The sequence below is a fragment of the Gordonia sputi NBRC 100414 genome, from assembly GCF_000248055.1.
Classification (GTDB): Bacteria; Actinomycetota; Actinomycetes; order Mycobacteriales; family Mycobacteriaceae; genus Gordonia; species Gordonia sputi.
In genome coordinates, this window is record NZ_BAFC01000058.1 from 24,050 (window position 1) to 49,396 (window position 25,347).

Below are 25,347 nucleotides of genomic sequence, written 5' to 3' on the forward strand. Positions count from 1 at the left end.
ACATGTCCCCGGTCGAGTGTCGGGGCCCGCGAGCAGCAAAGGACCAGCCGCCCGAGATGAGCAGCGACGACCGTGGCAATCCGTCGGGGGGACGGCAGACGCCGGGAGACCGCGACGACGCGTTCACCGGAGACCCCATCGGTGACCCTGTCCGCGACTTCGTGCTGGGCATCGCGGGGCAGATCGACCAACTCGCCGCCATCATCGGCGGAGGGGGACAGTCGGCGTCGAGCGGGGCGACTCGGGGAGCGGGCGCGCGACATCAGGCATTCGGCGACGTCGCAGGCGAGATCAGTTCACTCGTGGCCGAGATCGGCGATCTCGTCTCCAGGCTGATCGCCGCGCTCATCGCGGTACTCGAAGCCGTCGCGAACGCGCTACGCGCAACCCCTGCCACGCAGGCCTCGCCGACCGCGCAGTACCAACCGATCTCGGTACGGATCGGTACGTCGACGCCGCACCGGACGGCCCCACGCCAGACGACGCGCGAGCAGGGCGACGATAAGCACGGCCCGGCGCGACAGAGCCGCGCCGGGCAGGAAGCCAGCACGCACGACCCTGGCATGCACGACCCCGGCTCCTATTTCCCCGATCCCTTCCGTCCCTCCGTTGACCGCAGGCACCTCGATGGCGACACCGAGACGTGATGAGGACTGAGAAATAATGGGCGAGTTGACGATTGGCATCGACATCGGCGGCACCAGCGTCCGCGCCTCGGTGGTCGACGAACGCGGGCGGATGCTCGACACCCTGCGGGCCGCGACGCCGGGCACGGCGCTGGCACTCGAGCACTGCCTCGATCGACTCGTCGGCGAGCTCACCTCACGGTGGGCGGCGCGTGCCGTCGGCCTCGCGGTGGCGGGCTTTCTGACGCCTGATCGTCAGGTTGTCCGGTTCGCGCCGCACCTGCCGTGGCGTGAGGCGCGAGTCGCGGAGGAGATGAGCGCGCGCATCGGTCTGCCGGTGGTCACCGAGCACGACGCCAACGCCGCGGCCGTCGCCGAGTTCCGATTCGGCGCTGCGGCGCGCGGACACAACTCGCTGGTCTTGGCCATCGGGACGGGCATCGGTGCCGGGTTGCTCATCGAGGGCGAGATCTATCGCGGAAGCTTCGGTGTGGCGCCGGAACTCGGACATCTGACCGTCGTCCCCGACGGTAGGCCGTGCTCGTGCGGCAAGCGCGGATGCTGGGAAAGGTATTGCAGCGGAACCGCTTTGGTCGACACCGTCGTCGAATTGCTCGCCGATGGCGATTGGGGGAGAAGCCAGCTCGCCGCCGACGTCGCAGCCGATCCCGGTTCGCTGACGGGGCGTCGTGTGGCGGGTGCGGCCGCCGACGGTGACGCGGTGGCGATCGCGGCGTTCGCGGCCTTCGCGGCGTCGCTCGGTCAGGGGCTGGCGATGATCGCCGACATCTTCGACCCCGACCTGATCGTCCTCGCCGGCGGCGTCGGCGCGGCGTCGGGCCTGTTCCTCGACGAGGCGCGCGAGCACTACGCCAGATTGATCACCGGTTCGGGGCACCGGCAACTCGCGCGCATTCGAGGCACCCAGCTCGGCGAGAGCGCAGGCGTCATCGGCGCCGCGGAGGTGGCGCGCGCGGCACTACGGTCCGAGGATGTGGCGCTCGGCGATGCAGGGTGGTCGACGGCACACTGAGAGCACGCCCTGATGGCCCACGCAGGTGTGGGGGCTTGAGTAGAGTCATCTCACAACGTCCCGTCGGCTCACTGCGAGACTCGCCTCTCTTCGAGTTCTCACGGTGTTCTGTCCGGCGACGACTTCACCAGTGGCGACGCGGCGATGATGGAGTGAGTCTCAATGTGGTACTACCTGTTCAAGTACGTTCTCCTCGGACCGCTCCTGCGGGTACTCGGCCGTCCCGAGGTCGAAGGCCTCGAGAACCTCCCCGAGCGCGGACCGGCGATTCTCGCCAGCAACCACCTGGCCGTGATGGACAGCTTCTTCCTGCCGCTGATGGTGCCGCGTCGGATCTACTTCCTCGCCAAGGCCGAGTACTTCAACGGCACCGGGATCAAGGGTCGTTTCCAGGCGTGGTTCTACACCGCCGTCGGTCAGATCCCGATCGACCGGACCGGTGCGGAGGCGGCTGCCGATGCGCTCAAGGCCGCGCGGGGCCAGCTCGAGGCAGGCAACCTGATGGGCATGTACCCGGAGGGCACCAGGTCACCCGACGGCAACCTCTACAAGGGCAAGACGGGGTTGGCCCGAGTCGCGCTCGACACCGGGGTGCCGGTGATCCCCGTCGCCATGATCGGCACCGACACCTTCAACCCGCCCGGAACCGTGCTGCCGCGCCCGACCAGGGTCAAGGTGAAGATCGGCAAGCCGCTGAACTTCGCCCGCTACGAGGGAATGCAGGGCAACCGCTTCATCGAGCGTGCCGTGACCGACGAGATCATGTACGAACTGATGCAGCTCTCCGGCCAGCAGTACGTCGACATCTACGCCGCCTCGCTCAAGGAGCCGAAGCCCGAGGTGCAGGAGCCCGCGCAGCCGGGGGAGGCCTCGGCCGCATGAGCCCCACCGGTCGTCTGCGCTCCACGGGTCGTCTGCGCTTTACCGGTCGTCTGCGCTTCACGGGTCGTCTGCGCTTCAACGGCCGCCCCGTCGCGCGTCGGCGGGACGCGGAGACTACCGCTCAGGCAGATCGGACCTCGGCGAGCGGCTGATCGGCTGCCCGTGTGGCGGCCCGCGCGGGGGAGAACGGAAGCAGCCAGATCACGACCAATGCGGCGATTCCCCACAGCGAGAACGCGTTTCCGACGATGTGGTCGAATACGGTCCAGTGTCGGGCCACCATCGGCAGGAACTGGTACGGGCCAACGGCGAAGATCAGGACGCCGCTGACGGCGATCGCGCTGTAGGCGACGTACGCGCGCCGCGAGTCGGTGCGTGCGGCCACCACGAGGCTCGTCAGGATCAGGGGAATCGACCACACCCAGTGGTGTGCCCACGATGTCGGCGAGACGAGAAGCCCCCAGACCGCGACGACGCAGGTCGCCAGGAGCGCGTTGACGCGCCCGTTCCGACCCGCACCCCGACCGAATGCGGCAGCGGGCTTGCAGGCGAATAGCGCTGCGCCTGCCAGCACCGTTGCCACGAGTGAACTCAGCACCCACGCGAGTTGTGCCGCACTGGCCTCCGGGAGGAGTCGAATCCACATCGCATTCAGGTTCTGGTTGATCCGGCCAGACGGATCACCGATGCGCGTGGTGTGGAACAAGGTGTGCGTCCAGTACCCCCACGAGTCCGACGGCATCCAGATCCATGCCAGCGCCGCCGCGGCGACGAACGTCGCCGCAGCCGTGACGACCGCGCGCCAGCGTCGAGCCGACGCGAACAGCACGATGAAGACGAGCGGGGTCAGCTTGATCGCCGCCGCGAGCCCGACCAGAACGCCCTGTAGGGGTCCGAAGGCACGGCGACGTCCCCGGCCGACGAGAAAGATGTCGACGACGATCATCGCCATGAGGATCACGTTGATCTGACCGAAGCCGAGCGTCATCCACATCGGATTGAGCCAGAGCGCGGCAGTGGAGACCACTAGAGCGAGCCACCATCGGTTGCCGATGCGCCCGACGGAGAGCACCGTCAGCACGATGTGCACGACGACGACGAGGAGTCCGATCGTGATCAGTGACATCACGACACCCGCGATGGTGAGCGTCATTGCGCCCAGCGGCACGAAGGCCATCGCGGCGAACGGCGGATAGGTGAACGGAAGCCAGATGCCGTCGCTGGTGAACGGCATCGAGCCGTCGGCGTAGAGACTCTGGCCCTGCTGCCAGATCTGTGCCCCGAGCCGGTAGACGTCGAGGTCGATGCGCGTCCTGGTACCGAAACTGCTGGTGAAAGGCACACCGATCATCTGGAGTAGCGACGACGCCGCGAATGCGACGACGATGAGCGCGCGCGCCCACCGCGTCGGAACCCACCGACGGAGCCGGGCGTCCGCGGCGCTGCAGAATGTGGGCATCGATGGCCTTTGTGTAGGCCCCACGTCGGGGGCATGTGGGTCGGTCGGGTGTCGGTGTGCGCGTTCGGTGGCTAATACTTGGCGGTATGCGTTTCTTCTACGATTCGGAGTTTATCGAGGACGGCCGCACGATCGATCTCATATCGATCGGTGTCGTCGCGGAGGACGGTCGTGAATATTATGCGGTGTCGACCGAATTCGATCCCGGGCGCGCCGGTAGTTGGGTGCGCGCCAACGTCCTGCCCAAGCTTCCGTCCCCCTCGTCGTCGCTGTGGCGGTCGCGGGCGCAGATCCGCGAAGGCCTGCTGGAGTTCCTGACGGAAAAGGGCAACGACATCGAGTTGTGGGCGTGGGTGGGTGCCTATGACCACGTTGTTCTGTGTCAGTTGTGGGGGCCGATGACCGAGCTGCCCCGCGCTGTTCCGCGTTTCACGCGTGAGCTCAAACAGCACTGGGAGGCTGCCGGTCGCCCGCCTCTGCCCTCCGCGCCCGACGACGCTCACGACGCCCTCAGTGATGCTCGACACAACCTGCGCAAGTGGGAGGCCATCGAGCGTGCCGGCGGTGTGCGTGCGTGAGCCCGGCTAGCCGACGGGGCCGACCTGCGGGGGCGTGGTCGGCGCCTATTACGCTGGAGGGGTGGTGAACTGGACCGTAGACGTTCCGATCGACGAACTTCCCGAACTGCCCCCGCTTCCCGGCGACCTGCAGGCGCGCTTTGCCGACGCCATGAGCAGGCCGGCACTCCAGCAGCCGAGCTGGGACCCCGAAGACGCTCACCGGATGCGCACGGTGCTCGAGAGTGTGCCGCCGATCTGCATGCCGGCAGAGGTCGAGGCGCTGTCGTCGCAGCTCGCCGATGTCGCCGAGGGCCGCGCCTTTCTGCTGCAGGGCGGCGACTGCGCGGAGACGTTCGCCGACAACACCGAACCGCACATCAAGGGCAACATCCGCACGTTGCTGCAGATGGCCGTCGTACTGACCTACGGCGCGAGCCTGCCGGTCGTGAAGGTGGCCCGCATCGCCGGGCAGTACGCCAAGCCACGCTCGGCCGACGTCGACGCGCTCGGCCTGAAGTCCTACCGCGGCGACATGGTCAACGGATTCCCGCCCGTCGAGGCGGCACGAGTGCACGATCCGTCCCGCCTGGTCCGCGCGTACGCCAACGCGTCGGCCGCGATGAACCTGGTGCGCGCACTGACCGGTGCCGAAGCCGACCTGCGTCGTGTCCACGATTGGAATCGCGAGTTCGTCCGGACGTCACCCGCCGGCGCGCGGTATGAGGCCCTCGCAGGCGAGATCGACCGCGGCCTGAAGTTCATGGACGCCTGCGGCGTCACCGATTCGAGCCTGAAGTCCGCCGCGATCTTCGCCTCACACGAAGCGCTCGTGCTCGACTACGAACGCGCGATGCTGCGCCTGGCCGACAATCCCGATCTCGACGGTTCCGGCAATGCGTCCGAACTCGACGAGAAGGTGCTCTACGACCTTTCGGCGCACTTCCTCTGGATCGGCGAGCGCACCCGCCAACTCGACGGAGCGCACATCGCATTCGCCGAGCTGATCCGTAACCCCATCGGGGTCAAGATCGGACCGACGACGACGCCGGAGCAGGCCGTCGAATACGCCGAACGGCTCGACCCGCACAACCGTCCCGGACGGCTGACCTTCGTTGCCCGCATGGGCAACTCGAAGGTGCGCGAGGTACTCCCGCCGATCGTGAGCGCGGTGGAGGCGACCGGCCACAAGGTGATCTGGCAGTCCGATCCGATGCACGGGAACACCCACACCTCGCCGACCGGGTACAAGACCAGGCACTTCGACCGCGTCGTCGACGAGGTGCAGGGCTTCTTCGAGGTCCATCACGCGCTCGGTACGCACCCGGGTGGTATCCACATCGAGCTCACCGGTGAGAACGTGACCGAGTGTCTCGGTGGCGCACAGGACATCTCCGACGTCGACCTGGCGGGTCGATACGAGACCGCGTGCGATCCGCGGCTCAATACCCAGCAGTCGCTGGAATTGGCATTCCTCGTCGCGGAGATGCTGCGCGGCTGAGCATTTCGACGTCCTGAGCGGTCAGCCCACGATCAGCGCGCCGACCCACCAGCCGGCCGAGCCGAAGCCTGCGGCCACCAGCAGCACGACGGTCAGCCAGATCAGCGCCTGCAGTCTTCCGCGCCCAGGGTCGTGGGTCGGTGTGTCGTCGGTCGGTCGATCGGGAATCACCGTGGGGCGCTTGGTCGTCGCGGGTGGCGCTGTGGTCGGTTGGGGACGCGCAACGAGCGACTCCGCGACCGGTTGCTGTGCGGTCGCGGGGACAGCGCGCGGCGCAACGGGGCGCGGTCGTGGACGCACCGCGGCGGCCTGTGCCGCGCGTATCCGGAGCATCGTCTCCCGCTCGGCCGAGCGGCGCGGTGCGGGAACTGTGAACGGCGGCAGGTCGAGGTCGTCGGCCGCGGCGAGCAGGGCGTCGCGCATCTCGAAGGCGTCGACGTAGCGGTCGCGCGGCCGACGTTCCGTCGCGCGCAGGATCACTTCGTCGATCTCCTCGGGTACGCCGTCGATCACGTCGCCGGGGGCCGGGACGTCGTAGGAGAGTCGCTGGTAGGCGAGTGCCAGTGGCGAGTCGCCGTGGAAAGGTGTTCTGCCGGTGAGTAATTCGAACATCATGACGCCCATGGAGTAGACGTCGCTCCTGGCGTCGGCGTCGGCCGACTCGACCTGCTCGGGCGACAGATACGCCGCCGTACCCAGGATGACGCTCGCCGACGTGACGCCGGCCTCGGCGACCGCGCGCACCAGTCCGAAGTCGGCGACCTTGACCTCGCCCGCGTCGGAGATCAGCACGTTCTCGGGTTTGACGTCGCGGTGGACGAGGCCTGCTCGGTGCGCGGTGCCGAGACCGCCGAGGACGGGATCGGCGACCGCGACGACGGCGTGCGGCGGCATGGGACCGCGCTCGCGCAGCAGTTCGCGCAGGCTGCCGCCCTCGACGAGTTCCATCACGAGAAACGCCGTGCCGTCGTCGATGCCCTGGTCGTAGACCGCGACGAGACCGGGATGCTTCAGGCCCGCGACAGCCCGCGCCTCGAACTCGAAGCGGCGCACGAACTGTGGGTCGCCCGAGTAGCGTCGATCCATCACCTTGACCGCGACGTCGCGACCCAACCGCAGATCGGCGCCCAGATAGACCGCCGACATTCCGCCGCGCGCGATGGGCGCGTCGAGGCGGTAGCGGTCCTCGAGGACCGCACCGAGCAGGGTGTCGGCCGGGCTGTTCACGACGTCGAATCTACCCGGCACCACCGACCGCGGGCCCGTACGTACACGCCGTGGCGTGTGCTGGACGACGAGTTGTACACAGCGTGACGACCGCCTGTCGGCATGCACGGCGAAACGGTAATCTCAGGCGGGTGAGTTCTCTGCCCCTCTCGACCGACAACCTCCCCGCCGACACCCCCACCTATTCGCTCGACGATGTCGCCGCACGCCTGCATGTCTCGACGAACAAGGTGCGCAACCTCATCCGGGATCATCACCTGCTCGCGATCTCGCGTAACGGTCAGCCCACGGTGCCGCAAGTGTTCTTCGACGACGAAGGCATCGCGAAGCACTTCACCGGACTCGTCGACGTGTTGTTCGACGGCGGCTACACGCGCGACGAGATCATGACGTGGCTGTTCACCGAACAGGACGACCTCGGCCTGACGCCCGCGGACGCGCTGCACACCCACTCCGCGCGCGAAGTCATCCGTCGCGCGCAGGCACAGGCGTTCTGACGCCCCACATACGACGTCCGAGAGCACCGATCCGCAGTGGATCGGTCCGCATCACCGACGCTGCCGCGAGGCCACCGAGCGCCAGCGCCAACAGCGTCTCGGGCAGTTTGTAGAACAAGATCGAGTCGTCGGGCTGAAAGACGATCAGCATGAACGTCGAGATTCCGACGACCAGCGAGCGCACCCACGTCGGAAGCGTGAACGCCACGGCCAGGCACAGCACCCACGTGTAGTACCAGGGGAGCGTCGACGGTTCGAGGACCACGACGGCCAGCATGGCGAGCACGATGCCCGCCATCGCGTCGCGCTCGGAATGCCGCTGCCGCCACCACAACACGACGAGGATGACCGCGAGCAGAACCTCGCCGACGAGCCGGGTGATCGGCAGCACGGTCTGCAGGTTGAGCGGTGTGAACGGCGCGGCGACGAGTGTCACGAGGTGAGCGAGCACCGTCGGCAACGTAAACCAGTTCACGATCCGATCCGCCCAGCCCAAACCAGTGAGCCAACCCAGGCCCAGCCCGACGAGCGCGGTCCACGCCGCGAACACGGCGACGGTGATGCCCACGATCGCGGCGAGCACGACTGCCACGTCGCGCGCGCCCACCTGGCGCTGTTGTCGAATGTGCGCCAACCAGATCCACAGCACGAAGGGGACCGCGATCCCGGCGGTGATCTTGATCGAGACCGCACACCCGAGCAGCACGAGCCCGCCGACGTGTCGCCCGGTGACGACCAACGCCATCCCCGCGGACAACACACCCATCATGAGTAGTTCGACGTGCGGTCCGCCCACCAGGTGGATCAGGACGAGCGGGTTGAACAGCACCAGCCACAGTCCCGCGGCGGGCGACGCCCCGAAGTGACGGGCGAGGCGCGGAATTGCCCAGAGCGACAACAGGAGTCCCGGCAGCAGTACCAGTCGCATGGCGAGCACACCCAGGATGACGTGATCGCCGGTCACCGCGACGACAAGGAGGTGTGTCACCCACACGAAGAGCGGGCCGTAGGGCGCCGTGGTCGACGCCCAGACCTGCGCCATGCTGTCGACGAGCGGTCCCGGATTGTGCGCCGGGCCCTCGGCGTACGGCGAGAAGCCCGCCCCGAACAGGGCGCCCTGCCCGAGGTAGGCGTAGACGTCGCGACTGTAGAGCGGCACGGTCACCATCAACGGCGCGGCCCACGCCAACACCCACCGGCCCAGGTGGAGGCCGCTGTGATCACTGTCGCGGTCGCACAGGATGCGCCCCAGGCGTACCCACGCGATCACCATGAGCGTCACGCCGACCCAGAATGTGATGCCACACAGAGATTTACCGTGCCCGTAGGTGAGCCAGCTCAGTCCGGTATCGGTCAAGATCGGATGGTTACGGGGTATGTCTGCGATGCCGAAACCGCCGAGGCACACCATGATCGAACCGATCAGGCCCGCGATGAGGGTGCGCCGCGTCGTCGTCGACGATGTGCGACCGGCGCTCGCGTCGGCGTCCACTTTCACGTCGGTGTCCATGCTCAGGCGTCGTCCACGCTCACGCGTCGCGATGCGCCATACGACGCGCGACGGCAACGAGGTCGGTGTACACGGCGTCGTCGATATCGGTGCTCTCGAGGGTGGTGACGGCGGACTCGAGCAGTGTGTCGATGGTGCGTTCAACGTCGGCGACGGCGCCCACGTCGGTCAGAATCCCACGCGCAGTGGCCAGTTCGTCTGCCGACAGTTCGGTTCCGATCATCGAACGCAACGTGTCGCCGAGTGCGGGATCGTGAGCGTCGGCGCGGGACAGTCCCAGCGCGAGAAGTGCTGTCCGCTTGCCTGCGACGAGATCGTCGCCCGAGGGCTTGCCGGTACGGGCAGGGTCGCCGAACACACCGAGCAAGTCGTCCTGTAGTTGGAACGCGATGCCGAGATCGTGGCCGACCGAACGCAGGCGGTCGACGAGTTCCTCGGAGGCACCCGCGGCGCGGGCGCCGAGCTCGAGCGGCCGCGCGACCGTGTAGGCAGCCGTCTTGAACTCCATCACGCGATAGGCGGCTTCCGTCGATTCCTCGCCGCTGACCTCGTTGACGATGTCGAGGACCTGGCCGCCGAGCACCTCCGTGCGCATCGCCGCCCACGTCGCGATCACTCCCGGTGGCAGGGGCGCAACGGGCGGACCTTCGACTGGCCTGCCCGCGGGCGACACGGTCGCGGGGGCGTACCCGTGGACGAGGTCGTCGGCCCATGCGAGTGCGAAATCGCCTGCCAGAACAGCCGACGCGACGCCGTGTTCGGCCGCGTCGCCGCGCCATCCCGCGTCGCGATGGGCGCTCTCGAACACCCGGTGCACCGTTGGTCGACCGCGCCGTGTGTCGGAGGCGTCGATGATGTCGTCGTGAATGAGCGCGCAGCCCTGCACGAGTTCGAGGGCGGCACAGATTCGCAGTGCGTCGGAGTCAGTGAGGCCGGTCGGCACGCCGTTGGCGTCGCCGCGGCCCGCCTGCCACCCCGCGTACGCGAAGACGGGGCGGATGCGCTTGCCGCCCGACAGTACGAAATCGGCGACGACCTGCGCTGACGACCCGACGACCGGCGAAATGGCTGCGGCGGTCGACACCGCGGTGCCGAGAAAGTCGCGCAGCACGGATTCGACTGCGCCGGGAACCTCGGCGAGGCGCGTTGGTACGGGAGCGGTCGAGGTCACGTGTCACAGGCTAGCCCGTACACTGGTCCGGTGAATTCATCCGCCCCGGTGCCGTCCGTCGTCGAACGTCTGTCTGCGCCGCATCCGGGACAGGTGCCCTTCTCCGTCGAGTTCCTCCCACCCAAAGACGCCGAGGGCGAGGCACGCCTGTGGCGCGCGGTCCGTGTCTTCGAGCGGCTCAATCCCGCGTTCGTCTCGCTGACGTACGGGGCGGGCGGCAGCACACGTGATCGCACCGTGCGGATCGCGGGTCAACTGGCGACCGAGACCACGCTGGTGCCGGTGGCCCACTTGACCGCGGTGGACCATTCGATCGCCGAATTGCGCTCGCTGGTCGGTGCGTACGCCGACAAGGGCATCACCAATATCCTTGCGCTGCGCGGTGATCCGCCGGGAGATCCGCTCGGTGAGTGGGTCAAGCATCCCGAGGGCGTCTCCTACGCCGAAGAACTCGTCGACCTCATCGGCGAACTCGGCCAGTTCCACGTCGGTGTCGCCTCGTTCCCCGAGGGCCATCACCGTGCTCCCGATCTCGACCACGACACCCGCGTCCTGGTGAGCAAGCTTCGCGCGGGCGCCGAGTACTCGGTCACCCAACTGTTCTTCGACGTCGAGTTCTACCTCCGCCTGCGCGACCGCGTCGCCGCGGCCGACGCCGAGCAGGGCGCCAAGCCGATCATCCCCGAGATCATGCCGATCACGTCGCTTGCCTCGGTTCGACGGATGGTCGAGTTGTCGGGGTCTGTTCTGCCCGAGAGCGTCGAACGGCGGCTGATCGACGCCGCGGGCTCCGGTGAACAAGAGGATCGCGCAGCGGTACGCGCTGTCGGCATCGACATCGCCACCGAGATGTCGCAACGTCTCATCGCCGAGGGCGTCCCCGGGCTGCATTTCATCAGCCTCAACTTCGCCAAGGCCACCTGCGAGGTGCTCGACCGCCTCGGCGTCGACACCTCCGACGCCCTGCCGCTCGTCTCCTCGAACTAGCTACTCGCGACCGCGATGCGGAACGGGTCGCTGTTCAGTGGTCCGTTCTTCGCGGCGAGGCGTGCCGTCGTGTCGGCGGTGACCTGCACGGTGATCGGCTCTTGCCCGAGGACCGCGGCGAAACCTCGGTAGCGAATGCCGACTGCGACTCGGTGTTCGCCGGGCTCCGCCGCGATTCGGAATGGCTGTCGCCAGGCCAGGGTGTGCGCGGCGCCATCGACGGTGAGTACCGGGAGTGCGACGGCGCGGACGAACCAGGAGTTGATCCAGTGTGCGTCCACGGTCACTTCGATAGCAGATCCCACAAGCGCTGATCGTGGCACATAAGCGCTGCAGAGGCAGCGACATGCGCACTGCCCCTTGAATAGTCGCCGGACTACACAGCGCTTAGCCGGTGGGGCCGCCGCTCTCCGGCTTCTGGCCGCCCGCCGCGGAGGCATCTGCGCGCGCGCCGGAGGAGGTCGTCGTCGACGATGCGGTGGCCCGCGGTGTCGTCGCCTTTTGGGCAGGCGCGGTTCGACGCACAGGCCGCGGCCGTCCTGGGCGCGGGCTGGTGTCGCGGTGCGAGTACGCCAACCAGATGACGAGTGCGACGACGAGCAGGCACACGACCACGAGGAGCCACGTCCACCCGGTGAACGCCGCGGTCGCGGGGTCGGGGTAGGTCGCGTCGGCGATGAACTCGGTGACCTTGCCCGGTTCGGGCGTCCACGTGACGGAGGTCTCCGAATCCTGCTTCGGGACGTTGCTCGCGGTGATCGGACCCGCGAACGCCAGGGTGAACTTCAGGTAGTCGCGTTCGTCGAGTCCGTTGAGATCGGCGCTGCCGCGAAAGCGGACGACGTCGCCGCTGCGCTTGGCGTTCAATTCCATCGTCATCGACGTGTCGCCGAACGCGTTGGCGACGATGTCTCCGAGCTGACTGAGCTGACCGGCGGTCAGATCGGAGAATGTCGCCCTGGTACCGACCCGGCTCGCGCCCTGCCCTGTCGCTCCGGGCTGTGCGGCCGTGGACGAGGCGCCCGTGGAGGGGGCGCCCGCAGAAGCAGAAGCGGACGGGTTCGCCGAATCACCGCCCTGGCCGGTGCGCGGGCCCTCGCGGTAGTCGGAGGTCGACACGTTGTTGTGCATCGACTCGGGAATGTCGAGTCGCGGCGCGCCGCTGGGATTGTCGGGGGCGGTCGCGACGATGATCGTGCCGGCATACCGGTCGCCGACAGTTGTCGAGCGGGTCAGGCAACCCGACAGCAGCGGCATTGCCGTGAGCAGGATCAACAGCGACGCAATCGTGGTTCGCACGGTACGTCGGCTCGTCGGATCGGTGGGGCGTCGCGTGGTAGCCGGTTGCACGTGCTCATCGTGCCAGATGAAGTTGTGTCGGACTGTCAGTGCCGCCGCCGACTCGCCGCGATCGCGAGCTGTCCTGCGATCCGTCCGCTGGCACCGGTCACCCCGCCTCCGGGATGCGTCGACGCCCCGGCGAGGAAGAGTCCGGCGGCGCCGGGTATCCGATGCCCGGCGAGGTCGGCGTGCGGCCGATAGGTGAACATCTGATCGATCGTCATCTCGACGTGCATGATGTTGCCGCCGACCAACCCGAGCTCCGATTCCAGATCGGCGGGCGTCTGGACGTAACGGTGGTCGACCGACGCGCTGAATCCCGGCGCATGGCGATCGACTTCGGCCAGGATCTCGTCCGCGGCGACCGAGCCCGACGTCGACCACTGGCCGTCACGCAGCTGTCGCGGGTGCCACTGCGACCACACCGTGATCGAATGCCGTTGTGCGGGAGCAAGTGTCGGATCGATCGCCGAGAAACTCATCACGACGCACGGTGGGCGTGGTGGTAACTCGCCGACTGTGGCCGCGGTATACGCGCGACGAAGCTGCGCGCGGTCGGTGACGAGAAGTCCCAGCGCCGAATGCACGCCGTGCGGCGGGAGGTCCGACGGCAGGTCGCGGTAGGCGGGCAGGGCGCGCGTGCCGAGCCGGACCGCCATCCCGATACCGGAGCCGATATCGATCTCGCGACGCCATCGGTCGATCTCCGCTGGTGGAACGGCTCGCCCGGCGTCGAGCATGTCGAGTGTCGCGAAGATGTGGCAGGCGGCGATCACCTGACGGGTGCAGTGGCTGTCCCCGTCGGTCTGCACGCACCAATGATCGCCACACCTGCTGATCGACGTCGCGGGCGATCCGGTGAGCACCTGCGCGCCGTCGGCGTCGAGCCGGTGCATAAGGGATTCGGTGAGCGCGCCGCTGCCGCCGACGGCCCTGCCAGGGGGAATCCGGTGCATGAGCGCTGCGAACCCGACCATGGGTGCGGTTCCCGGCGCGTTCATGGGCGGACCCGATTGCGCGCCGAACCACGCGAGAGCCGCTTTGAGTCGTTCGGAGGTGAACCAGCGATCGAGAAGGGCGTCGCCGGACATCATCAGTTCCTGGGTCGCCGACATGAGCGACCCCGCACGTCGACCGATGAACCCGGTGCGCGCGGTGTGGGCGGTGTGGCCGATGCCGGCGAATGCTCGTCCGAAGCGGGGGAGTGTCGCCGGGGAGTTGAACGCATCGAGCACAGCCCGTGACCGCGGTCCCCACACGCCGACGAATCGTCGGTAGGCGTCCGCGTCGGCGTCTGAGCACGCGGCGGCGATCGACGCGCAGGTCGCGTCGAGGTCGGTGCGGAACACCAGCGGTGGTCCGTCCTGCGTCGCGGGTGCGAAACCCCAAGGGTCGCAGTCGATATAGCGCAGCCCGTGGGCGGAGAGATCGAGCTCGTCGATGATCGGGGAGTGTCGGATCATCAGATGCGCCGACGACCCGCGGTCGACGCGATAGCCCGGAAAACGTTCGACGGTCGAGACGGCACCGCCCGGAATGTCGTCGCGTTCGACGACGAGAACCGAACGTCCCGCGCGGGCGAGGTAGGCGGCCGCGATGAGGCCGTTGTGACCCGCGCCGACGACAACGGCATCGTGCCGGGGCTGGTGGCCGGAGCGGGTCAAGCGGCTCACCGCGCCGCTGCTGGTGGTGGTGTGCGTGGTGTGCCCACGATCGGTTCCGGCGCGGCGTCGAGCGGGAGTCGTCGACCGAGGAAGGCGAAGGGACGTGGGTCGCCGGTGAAGGTGAAGTGCCGCAGCACGTCGTCGAAACCCATCCTGCGATAGAGCGACCACGCCCGATTCTGTTCGGCGGGAATCTCCGGGGTGGACAGCACGACGTGGTCTTCTTCGCGGTCGCTCAGCAGCGCGGTCAGCAACCACTCGCCGATGCCGTGGCCCTGGGCGGTCGGGTGAACGTGCAGCTCGGTGAGTTCGAAGTAGTTCGTGGCGACGCGCTCGATGGTCTCGCGGCTGCAACCCGAGAGTCGGAGTCCTGTTCTGAGCTGGTGATTCCACCACTGGTCGTCGGCACCGCGATAGCCGTAGGCGATGCCGACCATGATCTCGTGTCCCGACGGCGAGACCGGAGGGCCGATGAGTCGACGCTGTGCGTCGGGGTCGAGACGGAGGTCGGGGGGAACGGCCGTCAGCGCGGCGTATGCGGTCCACCCGCGACGGGCGATGTGCTCACGCCAGAGCGGAACCCGGTGGTGTTCGGTACCGCGTGGGTAGTCCATCGCGGTCACGTAGACGTTCAGGGCAGCGTCGAGCCAGGCCGGGGCGTCTTGCCCGGTCAACCGAACGAGTCGGGTCGCCAACTGCTCGTCGTCCTTCCTTCCGCACCGATCCTTCCGCACCAAGCCGCGCGTCGAGTTCGTGGCAGGCCGCGGCCGATCGGGAATGTCGGTACCGAGTTCTACGCTTCTGCTGTCTGGATCGGGCCACATCTCCACTTGAAGAGTGTCGCCGTTCTAGCTATATTGAATATGTCGAACGGGTGTTCGATGAACGTGCCTCCGCAAGCCGTTCTGCTTCACCCACGACAGTCTGGGCGGTCCGGCGACGGACGAGGGAAGCGTGCATCGTCGGACCGCACCGGGACTCGGTCACATGCCCGGTTCGTTCGAGAAGGCGCAACACCGAAGGGGGCGCGACATGGCAGTCAACAGGCCGACGCGCGGCACAGTGCGTCACGCACGGCGAGGTGCGGTGGTGCGTCCAGAGATCGACCCCGTGGTCGTCGTCCGCGCTCGTGACCTCCTCGAACGCGCGGAGATCCTGGCGGAGAACGCCGACGGTGTGCCAGACGACGCCGAGCGCTTCCGTCAGTACTACCTCGCGGCACTGCGCGCGGCGGGTGCCGCGCTCGCGGTGTATGAACCGCCGACCAAGCGTGTTTCCCGACGTGTATCGCCGAATGCATGGTCGCGCATCTCGTCGGCTGTTCCTGATCTCGCCGAGTTCGCCGAGGCATTTGCTCGCCTGTCGGCTGTTCGTATGGAGATCGAGTCCGGTTTGCGCCGCTCGGTCGAGGGCTCGGCGGTCGCCGCGCTCCGTTCCCGCGTGATGTCGTTCCTCGACGCCGTCGAGGACATCATCGTCGGCTACGAACAGGGAAAGCTCGCGCACCAGTCGATCGACCGGTCCGACTACGGCTACGACCACATCGCCTGAGAACACATCGCCTGAGACCGCGGCGCGTGACTCACACCACGCGCCGACCGGCGGCCGGAGGCTTCTGTGGGCTCGCCAGGCGGTTTCGCTCGGCGTGACCCTTGGTCTCAATTTGTGTCTATTGGCGTACTTGAGGTGACCGTCGGATGGTTATGGTGGTCGCGCTTGCGATCACCTCGTATCATGGAAGCTGTAAGCCGCGAACACATGTCACGAGACGGGCGTCCGCGGTCGCCACAATCTCGTTGAAGTGTGAATCGGCAACGTAGTAAGGAGGGTCGGTGCCACTCTCGGAGCACGAGCAGCGCATGCTCGAACAAATCGAAAGTGCTCTATACGCCGAGGACCCGAAGTTCGCGTCCAGCGTGAAGCGTCGACGGCTGGGCCGATCGTCGGGTCGTCGTCGTCTTCAGGCGGCGGCGATCTTTGTCGTCGGTCTTGTGCTGCTCATCGTCGGTCCTCTGGTGGGTCTGAGCATCGCCGGCCTTCCCGTCGTCAGTCTGATCGGGTTTCTTGTCATGTTCGGCGCAGGTCTTCTTGCTCTCTGGGGTGGCGGACGTTCGGCTCCCGAGGGTTCGGCACCCGCCGACACCGCCCGTCCGGCAGGCAACAAGCGTAAGTTCACCGAGCGCATGGAAGAACGGTTCAACCGCCGCTTCGACCAGGAGTGACCGAGCCGCCTGACTGATCAGGCGCCTCACTCTTCTCGGCCTCATCGCCTCCGCGGTGCTCGAGAGTCAGGCCTGGCCGCCCCCCGCGGCCACATGTGTGCCGTATCTCAAGGTTGGTGTGCTGCAGCACCCACGGCATTCGACAAGACACTTCTTCGAGTCCACCACCGCCCGCCGAGCCGTACCGCAGGCCCACTTCTCAGATCAGCAGGGCAACACATCGCACCGATGTGTTGCCCTGCTGTCGTATGTCGTGGCTGTCTCATTGCCGGGGTTCTCTGGATCCCACACAGGGCTGCCGCGCGCCGATCCACACCCTGGTTCCCACCCCGCCCCGCTGGTTTCCCCACGACGCCCCACCCTGGCTCCCCACACCGCCCCACCGGTCGCCCCACAACGCCCCACGGGCGCGACAAATCGGCTCCCATCAGTCACTTTGGTGCCGTTGTGCCCTTCTGGACACACCTGTGGACGCCTAGGACACGCGGCAGGTCACGACATTCACCACCACATTTCTCGTAGCTGACCTGCATCAACAGTTGTCCGCGCCGACTTCGGGGGGTGGAAGGGGTGGAAAGTGGTGGAAAGTGGGGTACTGTGGCAGCACTGGGTGAGACGGACCGGAACGGATCGCCCAGGGGGCAGGAGGTGTCGACATGTCGTCCGTTCGATTTGTCGGCACCTACACACCCAAGTTGGACGACAAAGGGCGACTGACGTTGCCCGCCAAGTTCCGCGACGCACTGGCAGGAGGCGTGATGGTCACAAAAGGCCAAGACCACAGTCTGTCGGTGTTCCGAGCCGAGGAGTTCGACGAGATCGCCGCCCGCATCGTGGAGGCATCCCGTAACGATCCGCAGGCGCGGGCCTTCCAGCGCTACTTCTTCGCCAGCACAGAGGAGCAGCGTCCGGACGGGCAGGGTCGGATCAGCTTGTCTCCCGATCATCGGGAGTACGCGGAGCTGACCAAGGAGTGCGTGGTGTTCGGCAGTTTCGATCACCTCGAGATCTGGGACGCGCAGAAGTGGCGCGAGTACCAGAACGAGCACGAGGAGAACTTCTCGGCAGCCAACTCGGCCGCACTGAACGCGGTCTTGTAGCCGAGGAATGGCACACGATGGACAGGGCTTCGGGTGGATCGAGGCCCCGGTCCGGAACGACCCTGGCGTACTTCCCCAACGCCAGGTGCGCGACCGGACCGGGACCCCGCTTCACCCGGCGAGACAACCCGACACAGCCTGCGACGCACGGCATTCGTATGTGCGTCGGTCGCAGTCACGGCAGGGGCAACCCCGGCACCGTGACGCATGGCGAGCCCGATCGGGGCAACCAGCGTCTGTGTCAGGGATTCGAGATGAGTGTGCGTGGCCGCAACGGGTCGGGGCGTGCAGACAGCACGCGTCGGGAGGTGATTCGGTGAACGCGCCACACGACGGCGAACGTCGTTCCGGAGAATTCGGCCACGTGCCCGTCATGGCACGGCGGATCACCGAACTTCTCGCGCCGGCATTGACGGCTACCGGTGACGACCTCTCGGATGCCGAGCGTCCGGTGTTCGTCGATGCGACATTGGGAGCGGGCGGCCACAGCGAACTGATCCTCACCGAATTCGACGACGCACGCGTCATCGGCATCGACCGTGACGAGTCAGCGTTGAACATCGCGCGCGATCGCCTCGCTCGTTTCGGCGACCGGATCTCGTTTCACCAGTCTCGATTCGACGGCATCGACGACGTTCTCGCGGCCGCAGGCGTCGACCACATCGACGGTGCGCTCTTCGATCTCGGTGTGTCGTCGATGCAACTCGACCGCGCCGATCGCGGATTCGCCTACGGCGTCGACGCCCCGCTGGACATGCGGATGAATCCGGACGACGACCTGACCGCGGCGGACGTGCTCAACACGTATTCGCACGGCGACCTCGCGCGCGTGCTGTCGGACTACGGCGAAGAACGCTTCGCGGGCAAGATTGCATCCGCCGTTCTGCGGGCCCGTGAGACCGAACCCTTCACCACGAGTGGGCGGCTCGTCGAATTGCTTTATGCCGCAATCCCTGCGGCCACACGTCGGACGGGTGGGCATCCCGCGAAACGCACGTTCCAGGCATTGCGGATCGAGGTGAACCACGAACTCGACGCCCTGCGCCTGGCGTTGCCTGCGGCACTCGATGCGCTATCGGTGGGTGGACGTGTGGTGGTGATGAGCTACCAGTCGCTCGAAGACCGAATCGTCAAGCGTGAGTTCGCGTCTCGCACCACCTCGACGTCGCCTCCCGGCCTTCCGGTCGAACTGCCCGGAACCGCACCGCAATTCAAGCTCATCACCCGAGGTGCCGAGCAGGCTGGCGAGGCCGAGCTCGCCGAGAATCCGAGGTCGGCCCCGGTCAGGGTCCGCGCCATCGAACGTGTCGAGAGGAATCGGTCATGACAGTGCTCGACGACCGCACCGTCGCCGACAGTGCAGGTGCTGGTACCGCAACGCCAACCCGTCGTCCACGCCGGGAGAATCTCGAATCGGAGCGAGCCAACCGCTCGCGGGCGGCGCAGCGCGCGCTCGACCGGCGTCGCAATCGCGTTGTGGCGCAGGGTTCTACGTCGACGCGCGGTGGGCTCGATTCGGGCGTACGACAGGGCTCGTTGTTCAGTCGTGCACGGTCGGTTCCGTTCGTGGTGCCCGTCCTCGCTCTGCTTGTCGTCGGTTTGGGGTTGAGCCTGTGGTTGTCGACGAAGGCTGCTCAGGATTCTTACCGACTCGGAATCGAGCGCAAGGCCAATCAGTCGCTCGTCGACCGCCGTGACAGTCTCAAGCGCAGCTACGAGTCGGGCGACTCTGCGCCCGAATTGTCCGACAAGGCAGCGAAATTGGGAATGATCCCGGTTCAGAATCCAGCCCGGATGGTGGTCGGCGCCAACGGCAAGCCCAAGGTGCTCGGCGATCCCGAACCCGCGTCCGGCAAGCCGATGGGGACGATCAACCCCGACGACAAGCCCGATCCCACCAGCAAGATCGACAAGAGCAAGGTCAGCGATTCGATGGGTCTCGGGGGCGCAGGCGCTTCGGACTCGAATGCCACTTCGTCTGCTGATACGAACTCCTCCGGCTCAACCAATTCGCCAGCGCCGAACCAGAATACGACTCCCGGGCAGAACACTGCGCCGACCCAGAACCAGAGTGCCAACGCTCACGCACGCGCCGATGCTCCGGCGCCGGGAGCCGCTGCCGCGCCCAATCCGAATGTCGCGCCCACGGCTCAGACGAATGGCAACCCGCCGAGCGCAAATTCGGCGGGAGCCCGCTAGGGCGGTGGACAATTGACAACCATGACACGCGCCAGTTTTCAGCGGATCGGTGAGCGTTTCGACCCGCCCGCTGCGCAGTCCCGGTCAGGACGACGTCCCACTTCCGCGGGCGGATCGGGGAGTGGAGGATCGGGTACCGGGGGCCGCGGTGGAGGTCCGGGACGAGGTCCCCGCACCTTCGAATTCCGTAGTCGCGCTGTGGGAGTCGTCATCCTCCTCGTGGTGTTGGCGGTGGCGATCCGGATGATCGTCGTGCACACCATCGAGGCGTCGTCGATCTCGGCAGAAGCGGCCCAGCAACGTGAGTACACCCAGGTGCTGACGGCCAAGCGCGGAGCGATCCTCGACCGCAACGGACGTCCTCTCGCCTATACCGACGAGGCGCGGTCACTCACGTTCCTGCCCAAGGCAGTTCGCAAGTCGATCGAGGCCGAGCACAAAAAGAATCCGGAGTACCCCGACGTCGACAAGCGGCTCAAGGAGATCGCCGACGGCGTGTCGTCGGCGCTCGGTGGGTCGATCAGTTCCGACGATCTGCACAAGAAGCTGACAAGCGATGACGGCTTCGTCTACCTTGCGCGGTCGGTCAGCCCCGAGGTCGCGGCACGGATCGTCGCCGACTATCCAGAGGTGGGTGCCGACCCGCAGGCGATCCGTCTCTATCCGGGTGGCTCGCTGGGAGCGAACGTCGTCGGCGACGTCAATTACGACGGGAACGGGCTGATCGGTCTCGAAGCGTCGATGGATTCGGTACTCGCCGGGACCGACGGCTCGAAGACCTATGACCGCGGCTCCGACGGCGCGGTGATCCCGGGAAGTACACGCAACGTGCACCCCGCGATCAACGGTGCAACGGTGAAACTGACGCTCGATTCGGACATCCAGTGGTTCGTGCAGAGCGAGGTCAACAAGGCCAAGCAGGCGTCGGGAGCGAAGTCGGCGTCGGCCGTCGTACTCGACGCCAAGACCGGCGAAGTACTCGCGATGGCCAACGACGGCACCTTCAACGCGTCCAAGCCGCTGTCGGAACAAACGAAGGCCGACCTCGGCAACCCGGCTGTCACCTCGCCGTTCGAGCCGGGTTCGGTGAACAAGATCGTCACCGCCTCGGCCGCCGTCGAATACGGGCTGACAACGCCGGGCGAGGTGTTGCAGGTGCCCGGCCGTATCAACATGGCCGGTGTCACCGTGAACGACGCGTGGTCGCACGGCGTCGAGCCGTACACCACGGCGGGAATCTTCAGTAAGTCATCCAACGTCGGAACCCTGATGCTGGCCAAGCGTGTCGGTGAACAACGATTCGCCGACATGGTCAAGCGTTTCGGGCTCGGGCAGCGGACCGGCGTCGGACTTCCGGCGGAGAGCGGTGGAGCGGTTCCCGCACTGAGTCAGTGGTCGGGTGGTTCGTTTGCCAATCTGCCCATCGGGCAGGGTCTTTCGATGTCGCTCCTGCAGATGACGGCGATGTATCAGGCGATCGCCAACGACGGGCTCCGCGTGCCACCGCGCATTCTCGAGTCCGAGCAGCACGACGGCGGGAACGTCGAAGATGCCGATCGGCCCGCCGGTATCCGAGTGGTCAGTCCGCAGACCGCGCACACGGTCCGCGATATGTTCCGCGGGGTCTTCCAGGAGGACCCGATGGGCGTGCAGTCGGGAACGGGCTACAAGGGTGCGGTTTCGGGCTATCAGATGTCGGGCAAGACGGGTACGGCCCAGCAGGTCGACCCGGCCTGCGGGTGCTACTCGAACTCGAGCTACAACATCACGTTCGCGGGCATTGCGCCCGCCGACAACCCACGCTTCGTGGTGGGCATCATGCTCGACAACCCCAAGCGGAGCTCCGACGGCAGCGGGGGACAGTCGGCGGCGCCGCTGTACGGAACGATCGCCTCGTGGATTTTGCAGCGTCAGCAAGTGCCGCTGTCTCCCACACCCACACCGTGGATCAAGCTCGAGGCGCGCTGATTTGCCGATGGGCGCGCCCTCACGAATTGCCCTGACGGTATCGTGAGTGCGTTCCGGAGAGCGGAGCATCCGCACACACCCGGGTTCGAGCCGCACCGGCGCGAACACGCGACACCGATACCACTGCTGAGGGAGGCGATCGCATCATGGCGTCGAATCGCCGGTCCGCAGGACTGAACAGACCAACTCACGTCGAGCCCACGGCCGTCTCCGTGCTCTCGACCGCCACCGGCGCACGCCTCGATCTGATCGGGACGGTGCCTGCCGACGCCGCCGTGTCCGGGGTGTCGTTGCGTGCGCAGGACATCGTCGCGGGCGACCTGTTCGCGGCGCTGCCGGGTGGCCGCACCCACGGCGCGCGGTTCGCGGCCGAGGCGCTCGAGCGGGGTGCGACGGCGATCCTCACCGACGCGGCTGGCCGCGCAGAACTCGGTCGGGTGCTTCCGCCCGACGCCGCGTGTGCGGTACTCGTGCACGCCGACCCCCGCTCGGTCCTCGGCGGGGTGAGCTCACGGATCTACGGCAACCCGTCGCAGCGCCTCAAGCTGATCGGCATCACCGGCACGTCCGGCAAGACGACGACGGCCTACATGGTCGAGGCCGCGATGATGGCTGCAGGCCACACCGTCGGATTGATCGGCACGGTCGAAACTCGCGTCGACGGTGTCGCTCAGGCGAGTTCGCTGACGACGCCCGAGGCGCCGACCCTGCAGGCACTGCTGGCCGCGATGCTCGAGCGCGGCGTCGACGTCGTGGTCATGGAGGTGTCGAGTCACGCGTTGGCACTCGGACGCGTCGACGGAGCCCACTTCTCGATCGGTGCGTTCACCAATCTGTCGCAGGACCACCTCGACTTCCACCCGACGATGCGCGACTACTTCGAGGCCAAGGCACGACTGTTCGCGGCGGGATCACACACGCGGGCGGTGCGTTCGGTGGTGTGCGTCGACGACGACTGGGGTCGACGCATGCTCGACGTCGCGCGGCGAGGTGAGGTCATAGCGCCGATCACGGTCTCGACGACCGACATTCCGGCCGAGTGGCATGCCGGACCGTCGACGATCGAGTCCGACGGTGCACAACGCGTGGAGATCACCGACGCCGCAGGGATCGGCCACGATCTGACGCTTCGGCTGCCCGGCCGCTACAACGTCGCCAACGCGACGCTCGCGGTCGCGGTGGCGGTCGCAGCGGGTGTGCCCGTCACGACGGCGACGTCGGCGATCGCCGAGGTGTCGGTTCCCGGTCGGCTGCAGCGCATCGATCGTGGGCAGGACTTCCTCGCCATCGTCGACTACGCGCACAAGCCGGGAGCGCTCGAAGCGGTGCTGGCCACCCTCGACGAGCAGGCGCGTGGACGTGTCGCCGTCGTCATCGGCGCCGGTGGCGACAGAGACAGCGCCAAGCGTCCACTGATGGGCGAGGTGGCAGCGCGTCGCGCAGACTTCGTCGTGATCACCGACGACAATCCGCGGACCGAGGACCCTGCCGCGATCCGCGCCGCTGTACTAGCGGGTGCGCATGCGGTGCCCGACGACGAGCGTCGAGAAGGCGTCGAGATCAGGGAGATCGGCGACCGCCGTGCTGCGATCGAGACGGCTATTGCGTGGGCACGGCCCGGCGACATCGTGCTGGTGGCAGGTAAGGGCCACGAGGCAGGCCAGGAGATCGACGGCGTGAAGCATCCGTTCGACGACAGGAACGTCGTCGCCGAGGCGCTCGCGGGCGTCGTCGAGAAGACGTCGGGGGCCGCTCGATGAGTCCTGATGGTGGCCAAGAGGAACGACGGGTAGTCATCGTGCCTGCGGATGTGGAGACGGTGTCGCGTGCGATCCGCGACCTCGTCTCTCGCGCACGGGATTCGTCTGAGCGTGTGCGCACCTGGGCGATCATCGGCGACATGGACACACGCGATGGGCTCACCGAGAACGAGCGTGTCGTCGAACACGACAGGGTTGGCCGGCTCGCCGTGCGGCTCGCCGTCGACAAGACGCTGTGTGTCGGAGAGTCGCGCTCGGTCCGTGCATTGCATCAGGGAGCCGTGATGGAGGGTTCCTGGGGCGACGAGGCGAGGTTGGTCGAGACGGTCGACGACGCGGCCGCAACTCTCGACACCGACGAGTGGCGCCCGGCGCCCGACGACATGGTGCTCGTCGCAGGCGTCGATCCGGCATTGGCTGATCTGGCGGCGGGATCGAGTACATGAGCTGCGGGGCCTGGATGGGGCTGGGGGAGATGACGAGACAGGAACGAGGAGAGCGACGAGTGACGGTCGGGCGAACTGAGGGAGGGATGCTGCGGTGACCCAGATCCTCATTGCGGGTGCCATCGCCGTTGCGGTGTCGATCCTGCTCACTCCGGTGCTCATCCGCGTGTTCTCCCGTCAGGGATTCGGGCAGGAGATCCGCGTCGAGGGGCCGCAGAGTCACCAGACCAAGCGCGGCACCCCGTCGATGGGTGGCGTGGCCATTCTGATCGCGCTGTGGGCCGGCTACTTCGGAGCGCACATCGTCGGAGTGTTCACCCATGACGGGAACGGGCCGACGGCATCCGGGCTGCTCGTTCTCGGTCTCGCGACGGCACTCGGCGGCGTCGGATTCCTCGACGACTTCATCAAGATCCGCAAACACCGAAACCTGGGGCTCAACAAGACGGCCAAGTCGATCGGGCAGTTCCTCGCGGCCATTCTGTTCGGCGTGCTCGTCCTTGGCTTCCGCAACGACTCGGGCTACACGCCCGCGAGTCCGCATCTGTCCTACGTCCGCGACATCGACGCGATCTCGATGGTCTCGGTCGCGTTCGTGGTGTTCTGCTGGCTGGTCGTCGCGGCATGGTCGAACGCAGTCAACTTCACCGACGGTCTCGACGGTCTCGCTGCCGGGTCGATGGCGATGGTGCTGGGAACCTACGTGTTGGTGACGTTCTTCCAGTTCGTCAACGCCTGCTCGGGTGGCGCCAAGCCCGCCGCCGACATCCCTCGGGGCTGCTACCAGGTACGCGACCCGCTGGATCTCGCACTGATCGCGGTTGCCGGTGGCGGCGCGTGTCTCGGATTCCTCTGGTGGAACGCGGCACCGGCCAAGATCTTCATGGGCGACACCGGTTCGTTGGCTCTCGGCGGTCTGCTCGCGGGACTGTCGATCACCACCCGCACCGAGCTGCTCGCGGTGGTCATCGGCGCGCTGTTCGTCGCTGAGATCATGTCGGTCGTCATCCAGATCGCGTTCTTCCGGACGACGGGTCGTCGCGTGTTCCGCATGGCGCCGTTCCATCACCACTTCGAACTCGGTGGCTGGGCGGAGACCACGGTGATCATCAGATTCTGGCTGCTCACAGCCATCGCGTGTGCGCTCGGGCTCTCGCTGTTCTACGGCGAGTTCCTCACGGTCAACGGCTGAGCGCG

At 67.1% G+C, this 25,347-nt stretch carries 24 protein-coding genes; 16 read left to right on the forward strand and 8 right to left on the reverse strand.

Annotated features, from left to right (window positions below; all coding sequences use genetic code 11):
• Positions 1–56: 56 nt before the first annotated feature.
• From GOSPT_RS09430 to GOSPT_RS09440, 3 genes are all read left to right on the forward strand, one after another.
• On the forward strand, positions 57–647 hold the full coding sequence (locus tag GOSPT_RS09430; RefSeq protein ID WP_005205557.1) for a hypothetical protein: 591 nt from the start codon (positions 57–59) through the stop codon (positions 645–647).
• A 16-nt stretch (positions 648–663) separates the two neighbouring features.
• Positions 664–1,659, forward strand: a complete 996-nt coding sequence (locus GOSPT_RS09435) for an ROK family protein (protein WP_005205559.1) — start codon at positions 664–666, stop codon at positions 1,657–1,659.
• Between the two features lie 162 nt (positions 1,660–1,821).
• A complete protein-coding gene (locus GOSPT_RS09440) occupies positions 1,822–2,541 on the forward strand; it encodes a lysophospholipid acyltransferase family protein (protein WP_005205561.1) in 720 nt (239 codons plus the stop codon).
• A gap of 121 nt (positions 2,542–2,662) precedes the next feature.
• Here GOSPT_RS09440 and GOSPT_RS09445 read toward each other — a convergent pair whose 3' ends face one another.
• Positions 2,663–4,000 carry a glycosyltransferase 87 family protein gene (locus tag GOSPT_RS09445; RefSeq protein WP_005205563.1) on the reverse strand — a complete coding sequence of 446 codons (1,338 nt, stop codon included), beginning with the start codon at positions 3,998–4,000 and terminating at the stop codon, positions 2,663–2,665.
• 86 nt (positions 4,001–4,086) lie between these two features.
• On the opposite strand from GOSPT_RS09445, the gene GOSPT_RS09450 reads away from it, so the two are divergent.
• Entirely contained in the window at positions 4,087–4,578 is a 492-nt protein-coding gene (locus GOSPT_RS09450; RefSeq protein ID WP_005205565.1) for a polyadenylate-specific 3'-exoribonuclease AS, read from the forward strand.
• Between the two features lie 61 nt (positions 4,579–4,639).
• Positions 4,640–6,058: a class II 3-deoxy-7-phosphoheptulonate synthase gene (locus tag GOSPT_RS09455; RefSeq protein WP_039855434.1), complete on the forward strand. Its 1,419-nt coding sequence runs from the start codon at positions 4,640–4,642 to the stop codon at positions 6,056–6,058.
• Positions 6,059–6,079: 21 nt separating this feature from the next.
• On the opposite strand, the gene GOSPT_RS09460 is transcribed toward GOSPT_RS09455, so the two are convergent.
• Entirely contained in the window at positions 6,080–7,285 is a 1,206-nt protein-coding gene (locus tag GOSPT_RS09460; RefSeq protein WP_005205570.1) for a protein kinase domain-containing protein, read from the reverse strand.
• Between the two features lie 131 nt (positions 7,286–7,416).
• Here GOSPT_RS09460 and GOSPT_RS09465 point away from each other — a divergent pair, with 131 nt between their 5' ends.
• On the forward strand, positions 7,417–7,782 hold the full coding sequence (locus GOSPT_RS09465; protein WP_005205572.1) for an Rv2175c family DNA-binding protein: 366 nt from the start codon (positions 7,417–7,419) through the stop codon (positions 7,780–7,782).
• Here GOSPT_RS09465 and GOSPT_RS09470 read toward each other — a convergent pair.
• The gene (locus GOSPT_RS09470) at positions 7,751–9,292 is read right to left on the reverse strand and encodes an alpha-(1->6)-mannopyranosyltransferase A (RefSeq protein WP_005205575.1); all 1,542 of its coding nucleotides are present in this window, start codon (positions 9,290–9,292) and stop codon (positions 7,751–7,753) included. The two genes, GOSPT_RS09465 and GOSPT_RS09470, sit on opposite strands and share 32 nt — an antisense overlap.
• Positions 9,293–9,311: 19 nt before the next feature.
• A complete protein-coding gene (locus tag GOSPT_RS09475; RefSeq protein WP_005205577.1) occupies positions 9,312–10,463 on the reverse strand; it encodes a polyprenyl synthetase family protein in 1,152 nt (383 codons plus the stop codon).
• Between GOSPT_RS09475 and GOSPT_RS09480 the strand changes: the two genes are divergently transcribed.
• Complete coding sequence (locus GOSPT_RS09480; protein ID WP_005205579.1) at positions 10,464–11,450, forward strand: methylenetetrahydrofolate reductase; 987 nt, start codon at positions 10,464–10,466, stop codon at positions 11,448–11,450. It begins immediately after the preceding gene.
• Here the strand turns inward: GOSPT_RS09480 and GOSPT_RS09485 are convergent.
• The 4 genes from GOSPT_RS09485 to GOSPT_RS09500 all read right to left on the reverse strand — a co-directional run bounded on the left by GOSPT_RS09485 (position 11,447) and on the right by GOSPT_RS09500 (position 15,150).
• Positions 11,447–11,737, reverse strand: a complete 291-nt coding sequence (locus GOSPT_RS09485; protein WP_005205581.1) for a hypothetical protein — start codon at positions 11,735–11,737, stop codon at positions 11,447–11,449. The genes GOSPT_RS09480 and GOSPT_RS09485 overlap by 4 nt on opposite strands.
• 100 nt (positions 11,738–11,837) lie before the next feature.
• Positions 11,838–12,749, reverse strand: coding sequence for an LppM family (lipo)protein (locus GOSPT_RS09490; RefSeq protein ID WP_005205583.1), 912 nt, complete (start codon positions 12,747–12,749; stop codon positions 11,838–11,840).
• A gap of 86 nt (positions 12,750–12,835) precedes the next feature.
• Positions 12,836–14,464, reverse strand: a complete 1,629-nt coding sequence (locus GOSPT_RS09495) for a phytoene desaturase family protein (protein WP_005205584.1) — start codon at positions 14,462–14,464, stop codon at positions 12,836–12,838.
• Positions 14,461–15,150, reverse strand: coding sequence for a GNAT family N-acetyltransferase (locus tag GOSPT_RS09500; RefSeq protein ID WP_005205586.1), 690 nt, complete (start codon positions 15,148–15,150; stop codon positions 14,461–14,463). Before GOSPT_RS09500 ends, GOSPT_RS09495 begins: the two co-directional genes overlap by 4 nt.
• A 337-nt stretch (positions 15,151–15,487) precedes the next feature.
• On the opposite strand from GOSPT_RS09500, the gene GOSPT_RS09505 reads away from it, so the two are divergent.
• The 9 genes from GOSPT_RS09505 to mraY all read left to right on the forward strand — a co-directional run bounded on the left by GOSPT_RS09505 (position 15,488) and on the right by mraY (position 25,342).
• A complete protein-coding gene (locus tag GOSPT_RS09505; RefSeq protein WP_051993809.1) occupies positions 15,488–16,006 on the forward strand; it encodes an SAV_6107 family HEPN domain-containing protein in 519 nt (172 codons plus the stop codon).
• A 281-nt stretch (positions 16,007–16,287) separates the two neighbouring features.
• Entirely contained in the window at positions 16,288–16,677 is a 390-nt protein-coding gene (locus GOSPT_RS09510) for an SCO2097 family morphological protein (RefSeq protein WP_005205589.1), read from the forward strand.
• Positions 16,678–17,333: 656 nt separating this feature from the next.
• Complete coding sequence (gene mraZ, locus GOSPT_RS09515) at positions 17,334–17,777, forward strand: division/cell wall cluster transcriptional repressor MraZ (protein WP_005176306.1); 444 nt, start codon at positions 17,334–17,336, stop codon at positions 17,775–17,777.
• Positions 17,778–18,093: 316 nt separating this feature from the next.
• Complete coding sequence (rsmH, locus tag GOSPT_RS09520) at positions 18,094–19,104, forward strand: 16S rRNA (cytosine(1402)-N(4))-methyltransferase RsmH (RefSeq protein ID WP_005205593.1); 1,011 nt, start codon at positions 18,094–18,096, stop codon at positions 19,102–19,104.
• Positions 19,101–19,976, forward strand: coding sequence for a cell division protein FtsL (gene ftsL, locus GOSPT_RS09525; protein WP_005205595.1), 876 nt, complete (start codon positions 19,101–19,103; stop codon positions 19,974–19,976). The genes rsmH and ftsL overlap by 4 nt, the downstream gene beginning before the upstream one ends.
• 21 nt (positions 19,977–19,997) lie before the next feature.
• Complete coding sequence (locus GOSPT_RS09530) at positions 19,998–21,944, forward strand: peptidoglycan D,D-transpeptidase FtsI family protein (RefSeq protein WP_039855438.1); 1,947 nt, start codon at positions 19,998–20,000, stop codon at positions 21,942–21,944.
• A gap of 146 nt (positions 21,945–22,090) precedes the next feature.
• Positions 22,091–23,704, forward strand: coding sequence for a UDP-N-acetylmuramoyl-L-alanyl-D-glutamate--2,6-diaminopimelate ligase (locus GOSPT_RS09535; protein WP_039855441.1), 1,614 nt, complete (start codon positions 22,091–22,093; stop codon positions 23,702–23,704).
• Entirely contained in the window at positions 23,701–24,150 is a 450-nt protein-coding gene (locus GOSPT_RS09540; RefSeq protein WP_039855444.1) for a UDP-N-acetylmuramoyl-tripeptide--D-alanyl-D-alanine ligase, read from the forward strand. Before GOSPT_RS09535 ends, GOSPT_RS09540 begins: the two co-directional genes overlap by 4 nt.
• Positions 24,151–24,244: 94 nt before the next feature.
• A complete protein-coding gene (mraY, locus tag GOSPT_RS09545) occupies positions 24,245–25,342 on the forward strand; it encodes a phospho-N-acetylmuramoyl-pentapeptide-transferase (protein WP_005205603.1) in 1,098 nt (365 codons plus the stop codon).
• Positions 25,343–25,347: the final 5 nt, after the last annotated feature.